Source organism: Lactobacillus sp. M0393 (assembly GCF_016102025.1).
Lineage (GTDB): Bacteria > Bacillota > Bacilli > Lactobacillales > Lactobacillaceae > Lactobacillus > Lactobacillus melliventris.
Genome location: NZ_JACFPK010000006.1, coordinates 56,250 through 67,474 on the forward strand (window position 1 = coordinate 56,250; position 11,225 = coordinate 67,474).

Here is an 11,225-nt window from a genome sequence, read left to right on the forward strand (position 1 = left end):
AGAAAATGGCAGATTTAACTCTTGATGAGGCCAGAAAAGAAGTCGCAGCTCTAAGAGATAAACTAGACGAATGGGCAAATGCCTATTATACAAAGGACACACCTGAAGTTGAAGATAATGTGTACGATAAAAACTATAATCGTTTAGTTGAACTTGAGCAGGAATTTCCGCAGCTGGTGTCACAAGATTCCATTACTCAAAAAGTAGGGGGACAGATTGACAATCAGTTTACTAAGGTTACTCATGAAATTCCAATGTTATCAATGGGAGATGTTTTTTCTAAAGAAGAACTGCAGGAATTTGATGACAGAGTCCAAAAACAAATAGGTCACGAAGTTGCTTATAATGTCGAATTAAAGATAGATGGTCTGTCTATTGCCTTAGAATATACTGACGGTAAATTAACCAGGGCTTCTACCAGGGGAAATGGTCAAGTAGGTGAAGATGTTACTCCTAATGCACGCTATATTTCTGATATACCGCAAACCTTGCCCGCAAAATTGACCACAGAAGTCCGTGGTGAATGTTACATGGGTAAAGAACCATTTGCTAAACTCAATGCGGAACGTGATGAAAACGGCGAAACAACTTTTGCCAATCCGCGCAACGCTGCAGCCGGCTCTTTACGGCAATTAGATGCAAGTATTACCAAACACCGGCACTTAAGTACATTTATTTATACCTGGGTTAATCCGCCAGCAGAAATTACCAGTCAACACCAAGCCATAGAAAAAATGACGCAGCTGGGTTTTCACACTAACCAAACCGGGCGCAGAATTGTAAAAATGGCCGATATTTTTGCTTTTATTGACGAGTATACTGCTAAAAGAAATTCGCTGAATTACGGGATTGACGGGATTGTTTTAAAAGTTGACGATTTGGACTTACAACAAGAACTGGGAAATACCGTCAAAGTGCCACGGTGGGAAATAGCGTATAAATTTCCTCCTGAAGAGCAGGAAACTGTGGTTCATGAAATCAAGTGGACGGTTGGTCGTACTGGAGTTGTAACGCCTACTGCGATTATGGATCCTGTCCAATTAGCTGGTACTACAGTTTCTCATGCTGTTTTGCATAACGCCGATTTATTGCAACAAAAAGATGTCCGTATTGGCGACACCGTTATGTTACATAAAGCAGGTGACATTATACCCGAGATTTCAGAAGTAGTATTAGCTAAAAGGCCAAAGGATGCTCAACCTTATCCGATTCCGACGACTTGCCCGTCGTGTGGAGAAAAATTGATTCATCTAAAAGATGAAGTAGCACTGCGCTGCGTTAATCCGTCTTGTCCTGCCCAGATCGAGGAGGGCATAACTCATTTTGCTTCAAGACCGGCTATGAATATTGACGGCTTAGGGCCTAAGATTGTGCGGCAGTTAATTAAGAATGGTTTAGTTCATAATGTAGCTGATTTGTATCATTTAACCGCTTCTGACTTGGAAAAACTGGATCATTTTAAAGATAAATCTATCAGCAATTTATTAAACGCCATCAATAATTCAAAAAGAAATTCCGTGGAGTTGTTATTAACCGGACTTGGAATTGATCATGTCGGGGCAAAGGCTGCCAGATTAATTGCACAAAAGTTTAAAAATATGGCAAAGATTATAACTGCAGACGTGCAAGATGTAGCTGCTATCGCTACAATAGGAATGACAATTGCAGAATCTTTAACCACTTATTTTGCTCAAGATGAAGTTAAAGATCTAGTTAATGAACTTAAAAATAGTGGTGTGAACATGGATTATCTGGGTGCAGAGCCAGCAGACACTGCTGCAATTCCAGACAATTACTTTAAAGATAAAACTGTCGTTTTAACAGGAACTCTGGCGCATTATACTAGAAGTGAATTTACCAAGAAATTACAATCACTTGGTGCTAAGGTAACTGGTTCAGTTTCTGGAAAAACCGATTATGTAATTTATGGTCAGGACGCTGGTTCCAAATACACCAAAGCGCAGAAGCTCGGTGTACCATTATTGACTGAGGAAGAAGCAATTGCTCAAGTTAAATAAAGGAACTTTTAAAGTGAAAAAATACTTGCAAATATTAACGCTTTTGGGAATGTCATTGAGTTTGACGGCTTGCGGCAACTTGAAAAATTCCAACTTGGCGAATAACGCTAAAACATCATCGAATTCAAGTCCTAAAACATATCAAACTACCGATACTGGTAATAATGGGTATACCGTTTTGCTTAAAAACGGGCATTATGTAACAAGTCCAATATCTGGTTTGACAGCGACTGATAATGATAATTCTGTTGACACCAGAGAATTAGAACGAGGCTTGGTCCAGATTTCTAAAGGCGTTTATTCAACAAATTCATATGTCTTTCAGGAAGGCCAGTACATTTCTGCCACTGTAGCCAATCAATGGCTGCGGCGAAAGTCAAAGTCAAATTCCACTGGTCTTAATCCCAAAATAGGGACTAAGAAAAATTACCAGCCAATTTATTTAGAAGAAATAATTGAACAAGATTTTTTGACGGGATCCGGTTCAAATTACCACATAGGTGGTATTAGTATTGGGCTTGCTCTTAATTCAATTGACTATTATCAAAAGAAAAAAGATGGTCCTGAATACCAGGCACAAATTTCACGTACGCAGCAAAAGCAATACGGGCAAGCAGTGGCCCAAAAAGTAGTGGCTCGTTTGCGGAAAAAGAAAGCCTTAAAGAACATTCCAATTACGGTTGGGCTTTTTGCTAAAGAAAGTAAGGATTCTTTAGTGGCTGGAACTTACTTTTTGAGCGGGACAGCGGCCGCTAATAGTAGTAAAATAACTAAATGGAAAACTATTAATACTCAAGCGGAAGTTTTACCAACGGTTGGTGGTAAAAAAGCAATTAATAGCAGTGATGCTTCCAGTTTCAATAGTTTTAAAGAATCTATTCAAAATTATTTCCCTAATATCAGTGGTGTAACAGCAACTTTACGATATGAAAATGGTAAGTTAGCTCAAGAAAATATTACAATTACTACCCAGTTTTATGGGTATGAGCAAATTCAAAGTTTTACCAGGCTGGTTTTATCAACCGCAAAGAAGTATTTGGCTAATAACGTGCCCATCGAAATTAAGATTGGTTCCGTTAACGACATCCAGGCTTTAGTTGCTAAAGAAACAGGGGATAGTAGTTATCAAGTCCATATTTATGGTGGCGAATAAGGAGGTATATTTGCGTGGAAATTACAGAAGATACAATTAAACACGTTGCGACTTTGTCGCGGCTTGAGATTGATGAAAAAGATATCGGCAAAGTAACTGAACAAATGAGTTCAATTATTAATATGGCTGATCAATTATCAGAAGTTAATACCGCTGGTGTGAAAGAAACCGTTCAGGTTGTTGATCGCGATACGGTTTTCAGAGAAGACAAGCCTGAACACTGGCAAGATCGAGCTGAATTAATGAAAAATGTTCCTGAACAGGCCAATGGCTTCATTAAGGTTCCGGTAATTATAAATAAGGATGAGGACGAGTAATGAATTACTTAAATGAAGATATTGACTCTTTAAATGAAAAACTTGCCCACAAGACTTTGTCAGCCGACAAATTAGCGCAAGATACAATTGATAATATTAAAAAGACAGATGACAAGTTGAATGCCTGGATTACTGTTCAAGAAGATGCAAAGCCTCAAAGTGATTTAGACTTTGCTCACAATAAACTTGCTGGTATTCCAATTGCCATTAAAGATAACATCATAACTGATGGTGTTAAAACCACGGCTGCCAGTCATATTTTGGATAATTATATTCCGGTATATGATGCGACTGTTATTGAAAGATTGAAAAAAGCGCAGGTAACTTTTGTGGGTAAAACCAACATGGATGAGTTTGCGATGGGTTCTTCTACGGAACATTCATACTTTGGCATCACCCATAATCCGTGGAATTTGGACAAAGTACCGGGTGGCTCTTCCGGTGGTTCAGCTGTTGCTGTTGCTTCTGGGCAAGTCGTTGCTGCTTTAGGTTCAGACACTGGCGGTTCGATCAGACAGCCTTCCGCATTTAACGGCATTTTTGGTATCAAGCCAACATACGGTCGAGTTTCTCGTTGGGGCTTAATTGCTTTTGCCTCTTCTTTAGATGAAATCGGCGTGATGAGTAAACGAGCAAAAACTTCAGCTGAAGTTTTAAACGTGATTGCGGGTAGTGACGACCATGATTCCACTCTTTCGACTAGAGCAGTGCCTGATTTTACCAAGTATATTGGTCAAGATGTAAAGGGGATGCATGTAGCGGTAGTTAAAGAATATATGGCTGCAGTTGATGGCGATATGCGCAAGGCAATTCAAGAACAAATTGATGCTTTGGAAAATGCTGGAGCAATCATTACTGAGGTATCTTTGCCTTTAACCAAGTATGTAGTTCCAGACTATTACATTATTGCTTCAAGTGAGGCTTCATCAAACTTGCAAAGATTTGATGGTATTCGTTACGGCTACCGTGCTCAAGATACTAAGAATCTATTAGATGTTTACGTTAAGTCTCGTTCAGAAGGCTTTGGCGAAGAAGTTAAACGTCGGATTATGCTGGGTTCCTTTGCTCTTTCAGCTGGCTCTTATGACCGTTTCTTTAGACAAGCTGCTAAAGTGAGAACGTTAATTTGTGACGAATTCGATCAGATTTTCGCTGAGAATGACGTTATTGTTGGTCCAACTACTACCACGCCTGCTTTTGGCATCGGTAGTGAAATTTCTGACCCGATTAAAATGTACAATAATGATATCTTGACAATTTCAGCCAACTTAGCAGGAATTCCTGCTGCCAGCGTGCCTGCTGGTTTAGTTGACGGGATGCCTGTAGGACTGCAGATTATGGCCAAACGGTTTGATGAAGGCAGCATTTTCCAAGTTGCTGACTTTATTGAAAGAACTAATAAGTTTTATGAAAAAACGCCAACTGGAATGGAGGATTAACTGATGAATTTTAAATCAACGATTGGGTTCGAAGTTCACTTTGAATTAAAAACTAAAAGTAAGATTTTTTCACCTTCGCCAGTAAGTTATGGTGCAAAGCCCAACACGGAAACAAATGTCATTGATTGGGCAATGCCGGGTGTTTTACCTTACGTTAACAAAGACGTTTATCGCCTAGGTATTATGGTGGCATTGGCCACACATGCTCATATTTTGCCAACAACTCATTTTGACCGGAAAAATTATTATTACCCTGATAGTCCTAAGGCTTATCAAATTACCCAGTTTTTCCAACCACTAGCTCGTGATGGCTACGTTGAAATTGAATCTCACGGTAAGAAAAAGCGTATTGGAATTCATGAAATGCACATCGAGGAAGATGCCGGTAAAAATACTCACGGTACAAACGGGTATTCCTATGTTGACTTAAACCGGCAGGGTGTTCCTTTACTTGAAGTTGTTTCTGAGCCCGAAATTGCAGATCCTGATGAAGGCTATGCTTACCTTGAAAAATTGCGTAAGATAGTGCAATTTACCGGTGCTTCCGACGTTAAGATGGAAGAGGGATCAATGCGTGTTGATACCAACATTTCCATTAGACCTGCCGGGCAAAAGGAGCTGGGTACCAAAGTTGAAATGAAGAACTTGAACTCTTTTGAACACGTGCGTAAGTCTTTGGCATATGAAGAAAAAAGGCAAGCGCAAGTTCTCCTTTCTGGTGGTCGCGTGCAACTTTCTACTCGCCGTTTTGATGAAGCAACTGGTAAAACTGTTTTGGAACGTGTCAAAGAAGGCGATGCAGATTACCGCTACTTCCCTGAACCTGATATCGCACCTGATCATATCAGTCAAGAGTGGATTGATGAAATCAAGTCAACTTTGCCGCGTTCAGCTGAAGAACGTTACAACCAATATGTGAATAAATTTGGTCTGAAAGAATATGATGCAAATGTTCTTCTGCAAACCAAAGAAAGTTCAGACTTCTTTGATCAAACGGTTGCTGCTGGAGCTGATCCGCAACTTGCTGCTAACTGGATGAACACTCAGGTTAATGGCTATTTGAATGATAATCGAGTTGAACTTGCTGATATTAAGTTGACACCAGAGCATTTGGCTGCCATGATTAAGTTGATTAAAGATGGCACGATTTCTTCTAAGATAGCTAAAAAGGTCTTTGCAGAGACAATTGCTAACGGTACTGATCCTAAAAAATACGTTGAAGACAAAGGTATGGTGCAGTTATCTGATACCAGTGTCTTGGCACCTATGGTTAAAGAAGTTGTTGATAACAACCCACAATCGGTAGAAGACTTCAAGAACGGTAAGGATCGTGCAATTGGTTATCTGGTTGGTCAGTTGATGAAACAAACCAGGGGCAAGGCCAATCCAAAGGTAATTAATAAGTTGCTGAATGAAGAATTGCAGAAGCGTTAAGTAATTTTTGAAGTAATAAGGGTAGAAATTATGACTGAAAAAGCAAGATTGATCTATAATCCTGTATCTGGTCACGAACAGATGCCTAAAAATGTCGCGGATATATTGGACGTTTTGGAACAAGCTGGGTATGAGGCAAGTGCATTTAGAACTAAGCCAGAAAAGCAAAGTGCTCAAAAAGAAGCAACTCGGGTAGCTAATGAAGGCTTTGATTTGATTGTTGCCGCCGGCGGTGATGGCACCATTAATGAAGTGGTCAACGGCATTGCGAATTTGGAAAAAAGACCAAAGATGGCAATTATTCCTGCCGGTACTACTAACGATTATGCTCGTGCTCTGCATATCCCGCGAGATGATATTGCCGAAGCGACAAAAGTTATTCTCAAAAATAAAACCCGTAAAATGGATATTGGTGAGGCAACTTTTGCCAAAGATATTCAGTATTTTGTTAATATTGCGGCTTGTGGTTCATTGACTGAATTAACTTATGGAGTTCCATCAGAAGTAAAGTCTGCACTTGGCTATACTGCCTACTTAATTAAGGGTGCGGAAATGCTGCCTCATCTTACTGAAAACGAACTTCGTCTTACCTATGATGAGGGCGTATACGAGGGCAAACTTTCAATGTTATTGCTCGGAATGACCAATTCTATCGGTGGCTTTGAACAAATTATGCCTGATGCTGAACTAAGTGATGGCTTGTTTCAATTAATAATTGTCAAGCCGTCTGAACCAGTAAAGTTGTTAAAATTAATGGCTTTAGCTTTAAACGGCAAACACGTTGATGATCCTGACATTATTTATACTAAGACGCGTAGTTTAAAGATTGAACTAATGGGTAAAAGCAAAGGCGAAAAATTGCCGGTTAACCTTGATGGTGAAATTGGTGATTATTGTCCTGTTACTTTTAAAAATTTACAACAACGAATTGAATTTTTCGTTGGTGAATAAATAAAGCACAAAAAAGAAGCAATTACTTTCACGAGTAATTGCTTCTTTAGTTTAGTAACAAAATCTATTAGTTGCGACTGTTGCCACTGCCACCAAAGATTTCTATTAAAAACATAAAAATGTTAATGAAATCAAGGTAGAGTTGTAATGCACCCAGAACTGCTAAACCGTTGGTTGAAACTTGATCACCATAATTAGTGTAAATGGCTTTCATTTTGTTGGCATCACTGGCAACTAAGCCGGTGAAAAGAATGACACCAATAAATGAGAAGACATAAGTAACGGCCGGGTTACGTAAAAACATATTAACTATCCAGGCAACAACAAAGCCAAGTAAAGCAGCACTCAGGTAAGAATTCCAGTTGGTCATATCTCTTTTAGTAAAAGTGCCAAATAAAGCCATGGCAATGAACACCGCTGCCGCTGAAACGAAGGCAGAAGTGATTTGCGTACCGGTATAAAAGCCTGCAATTAAGGCAAATTCAAAACCGTAAATTGCTGATAATATCGTTAACATCACTAAACTGGCAACTGGATTGCGGTCAGCTTTAAAACTAATACCCATTGATAAGCCAAATGGGACAAATAAAATGAGCCACATCATGGCCACTGGCATGTTCATCACAGCGCTTCTGAAAACAGTCATTGTTAAGTAGGCTGCTAATGCAGAAATAAGTACCGCGCCGGCCATCAAAGCATACATTTTAGTTAAAAAAGTATTGGTTTCGGAGATGGTGTGGATTTGGCGCCTATCTGAATTAGTATCATAATTATTCATGAAAAACGTCCTTTCTTTAAGTTATTAGTAATAAAAGTAACACAGACAACAATAAGTGTGAAGGGATAAAGTTGAAATTAATCCAATATTAAGAAACCAGTATCTGCATTACTTTTGCTGGGATTTTTAGTAAAATAGAGATATTAATTAGTGTTTGTAAAAAAGGACAAAATATGGAAAAGAATCAAATTATCAAACTTGAAATTACAGATTTATCATATGAAGCTATGGGAGTAGCTCATTATGAGGGCATGACAGTATTTGTCAATAATGCTTTACCGGGAGAAACGGTAGAAGCTAAGATTTTAAAAGTCAAAAAGCACTTTGCTTTTGCTAAAATTGAACAAATTATCAAGGAAAGTCCTGACCGGGTTAACATTAAACTTAACCAGTGGGTTCAAACAGGCTTAGCATCTTTAGCACACATCAAATACGATAAGCAGCTGGAATTTAAACGTAATCAAGTAGTAAATTTACTGCAGAAAGCACATTTAGATGATGTAAAAGTAGGCGAGACTTTGCCTAGTCCAGAACAAACTGGCTACCGTAATAAGGCACAGGTGCCAGTGCGTGAAGTTAAAGGCCAGCTTGAAATTGGCTTTTTCAGAAAACATTCGCACGATTTGGTGCCTCTGACCAATTTCTTTACTACTGATCCTGAAATTGACCGCGTTTTAGTCGCTGTGCGTGACATTTTAAGACAATATCATGTCCCAGCATACGATGAAATTCATAATCAAGGTGAAGTCAGGTACTTGGACGTTCGCCGTAGTAAAGCCACCGGCGAAATTATGGTCATCTTGGTTTGCCTGCACAAGGATTTTCCGCAACTACCTAAAGTAGCAGAGGCAATTAAACAAATCGATGGCGTAACTAGCCTAGTCTTGAACTATAACCCGAAGAAGACCAACGTGATTTTAGGTAAAGTTGATTACTTAATCTTTGGTAAGCCACAAATTACAGACAAAATAGGTGATGTTAAGTTTAAGATTTCCCCTGAAAGTTTCTTTCAAATCAATTCACTGCAAACTCCCCGCTTATATGATTTAGCTATTAAAAAAGCTGATTTACAGCCTGATGATATTGTGATTGATGCTTATTCTGGTATTGGAACTATTGGTTTAAGCGTTGCTAAACACGTTAAATCTGTTCGCGGAATTGAAAGCGTGTCTGACGCGGTGAAAGATGCCAATAATAATGCCAAACTGAATGGTATCAATAATGCGAAATATGTGACCGGTAAGGCAGAAGAAGTGATGCCAAGATGGGCTGCTAAGGGGATGAAAGCTGATGTCATCTTTGTTGACCCACCACGCAAAGGATTGACACCAGAATTTATTGAAGCAGCAGTAAAAACTAGTCCGAAGAAAATTGTTTATATCTCATGCAATCCTGCAACCATGATTCGTGATTTGCAGGAATTTATGAATGAAGGCTATACCTTTAATCAAATCGACCCCGTTGATATGTTTCCACAAACGCCACATGTTGAAGCAGTGACGGTACTGGAACGGACTAGGAAATGAGTACTAAAGTATTGAATTAATATATTAAAAACTATAAAAATCACAACGTTGCTGAGTTTGAAAATGATTAAAACTTAATAAATTAAGCAACGATTAAGATTTTTAAGACTAATGGCCATAATGATTTGCATTTTAAAAGTTAATAATAGTAAAAATATAAATACTATAATTTTTATAATTTAATAAGTATATTATTAAATTATACTTGCAGGTTTATATATTAATAGAATTTTGGTACTATAAATACTAAAAATAAATTTATTTAATTAATAATAATTATAAAATTTGAAATTGTTTCGAATTTTTTTATATAATCTGCGTTAGAATTATGAAACTTGAAAACCATAAATAGTTTTTGGAAAAAATTAGTAGATTTTTTATAGTATGTTTATAGCATTACCAGATTAATAAGAGTTAATAAATTAAAGCGGTAGAATTATTTTATTAGATATAAAATAGAGGTGAGGCATAATTGGTGTCAATAAATAAGTTTCAAAAACAAAGAGATAATTCAAGACAAAGTTGTATTCCTATGACTAAACGAGAAGAAGGAAATTTCTTTTGGAAAAAATATAAAATTAATGACTTGAAATTAAAGGAAAAAAATGAATTCGAAATTCAAAATCGTCGATATCTTGGTTCGAAAGAAAAATTATTATCTTTTATCAATAAAGTTGTATCTAACAACACAAAAGGAATAAAATCTGTTGCTGATATTTTTGGTGGAACAGGCGTTGTTGCCGATATGTTTGCTAGTGAAGGTAAACATGTTATTATCAATGATATCCTACATTCAAATTATTTGATTTATCAAACGTTTTTTGGTAATGAACAAATTAACTTGAATCATATAAGAAGTGCTCTTGAAAAGATGAATTCTATTCGGGGCTATGGAGATGGGTATCTAGAAAAAACTTATGGTGGTAAATATTTTAGTATAGGTAATGCTGACAAAATTGGTAGCGCGCGTCAGTGGGTTGAGGATAATAAAAATGAATTTAGCAAACGAGAATATGCTGCTCTTATTACGTCAATAATTTATGGTAGTGATAAAGTAGCTAATACAGTTGGTCACTATGATTCGTATCGTAAAAAAATGGATTCTTTTGATAAAGTTTCTTTTAAAATGCCACTAATTAATCATTCCAACAGTCAAATTTTTAAAGAGGATGCTAATAAGCTAGTTCGTCATATATATGCTGATTTGATTTACATTGATACCCCATATAATTCACGACAATATGTAGATACATATCACGTTTTAGAAAACATTGCAGACTGGAATAAACCCGAAGTAGTTGGTGTTGCTAGAAAGAGTGTTGATCGTAAAGATCGTAAAAGTAAATATAATTTAGTTAGTGCGCCTAAAGCTTTTGACGATTTAATTCGTCATATTAATGCAAAGTATATATTAGTTTCTTTCAATAATATGGATCAGAAAGGTTCAGGAAGATCAAATGCAAAAATATCACAAAGTGAGATTATTAATTCGCTGAGTAAACGTGGGAAAATTAGAATATTTACTCAGAATTTTAAACCATTTTCTTCTGGCAAATCTAATATAAAAAATCACCAGGAATTATTATATTTGTTACGGGTGGAAAAGTAA

At 37.3% G+C, this 11,225-nt stretch carries 9 protein-coding genes; 8 read left to right on the forward strand and 1 reads right to left on the reverse strand.

Features of this window, described 5'->3' with window-relative positions; all coding sequences use genetic code 11:
- Window positions 1-5: 5 nt before the first annotated feature.
- From ligA to H3R29_RS06265, 6 genes are read left to right on the forward strand one after another with little or no spacing between them, the layout of a single operon-like run.
- Window positions 6-2,018, forward strand: coding sequence for an NAD-dependent DNA ligase LigA (gene ligA / locus H3R29_RS06240; RefSeq protein ID WP_198202801.1), 2,013 nt, complete (start codon window positions 6-8; stop codon window positions 2,016-2,018).
- 13 nt (window positions 2,019-2,031) lie between these two features.
- Window positions 2,032-3,171 carry a CamS family sex pheromone protein gene (locus H3R29_RS06245; RefSeq protein ID WP_198202802.1) on the forward strand — a complete coding sequence of 380 codons (1,140 nt, stop codon included), beginning with the start codon at window positions 2,032-2,034 and terminating at the stop codon, window positions 3,169-3,171.
- Between the two features lie 14 nt (window positions 3,172-3,185).
- Window positions 3,186-3,488 carry an Asp-tRNA(Asn)/Glu-tRNA(Gln) amidotransferase subunit GatC gene (gene gatC, locus H3R29_RS06250; protein WP_198202803.1) on the forward strand — a complete coding sequence of 101 codons (303 nt, stop codon included), beginning with the start codon at window positions 3,186-3,188 and terminating at the stop codon, window positions 3,486-3,488.
- Window positions 3,488-4,927: an Asp-tRNA(Asn)/Glu-tRNA(Gln) amidotransferase subunit GatA gene (gene gatA, locus H3R29_RS06255; protein ID WP_198202804.1), complete on the forward strand. Its 1,440-nt coding sequence runs from the start codon at window positions 3,488-3,490 to the stop codon at window positions 4,925-4,927. The genes gatC and gatA overlap by 1 nt, the downstream gene beginning before the upstream one ends.
- A 3-nt stretch (window positions 4,928-4,930) precedes the next feature.
- On the forward strand, window positions 4,931-6,361 hold the full coding sequence (gatB, locus tag H3R29_RS06260; protein ID WP_198202805.1) for an Asp-tRNA(Asn)/Glu-tRNA(Gln) amidotransferase subunit GatB: 1,431 nt from the start codon (window positions 4,931-4,933) through the stop codon (window positions 6,359-6,361).
- 30 nt (window positions 6,362-6,391) lie between these two features.
- Window positions 6,392-7,312 (forward strand): diacylglycerol kinase family lipid kinase, encoded by a 921-nt coding sequence (locus tag H3R29_RS06265; protein WP_046324530.1) that lies wholly within the window; start codon window positions 6,392-6,394, stop codon window positions 7,310-7,312.
- A gap of 67 nt (window positions 7,313-7,379) precedes the next feature.
- On the opposite strand, the gene H3R29_RS06270 is transcribed toward H3R29_RS06265, so the two are convergent.
- Entirely contained in the window at window positions 7,380-8,090 is a 711-nt protein-coding gene (locus H3R29_RS06270) for a Bax inhibitor-1/YccA family protein (RefSeq protein WP_198202806.1), read from the reverse strand.
- Between the two features lie 173 nt (window positions 8,091-8,263).
- Between H3R29_RS06270 and rlmD the strand changes: the two genes are divergently transcribed.
- Together rlmD and H3R29_RS06280 are read left to right on the forward strand one after the other, a co-directional pair.
- Window positions 8,264-9,616: a 23S rRNA (uracil(1939)-C(5))-methyltransferase RlmD gene (gene rlmD / locus H3R29_RS06275; protein ID WP_198202807.1), complete on the forward strand. Its 1,353-nt coding sequence runs from the start codon at window positions 8,264-8,266 to the stop codon at window positions 9,614-9,616.
- A 475-nt stretch (window positions 9,617-10,091) separates the two neighbouring features.
- Window positions 10,092-11,225, forward strand: coding sequence for a DNA adenine methylase (locus tag H3R29_RS06280; protein ID WP_370567389.1), 1,134 nt, complete (start codon window positions 10,092-10,094; stop codon window positions 11,223-11,225).

Excerpts from the sequence above, each read along its gene's own strand:
- ligA (WP_198202801.1), top strand. The coding sequence starts at position 6 with ATGGCAGATTTAACTCTTGATGAGGCCAGAAAAGAAGTCGCAGCTCTA.
- gatA (WP_198202804.1), top strand. The coding sequence starts at position 3,488 with ATGAATTACTTAAATGAAGATATTGACTCTTTAAATGAAAAACTTGCC.
- gatB (WP_198202805.1), top strand. The coding sequence starts at position 4,931 with ATGAATTTTAAATCAACGATTGGGTTCGAAGTTCACTTTGAATTAAAA.
- H3R29_RS06265 (WP_046324530.1), top strand. The coding sequence starts at position 6,392 with ATGACTGAAAAAGCAAGATTGATCTATAATCCTGTATCTGGTCACGAA.
- H3R29_RS06270 (WP_198202806.1), bottom strand. The coding sequence starts at position 8,090 with ATGAATAATTATGATACTAATTCAGATAGGCGCCAAATCCACACCATC.
- rlmD (WP_198202807.1), top strand. The coding sequence starts at position 8,264 with ATGGAAAAGAATCAAATTATCAAACTTGAAATTACAGATTTATCATAT.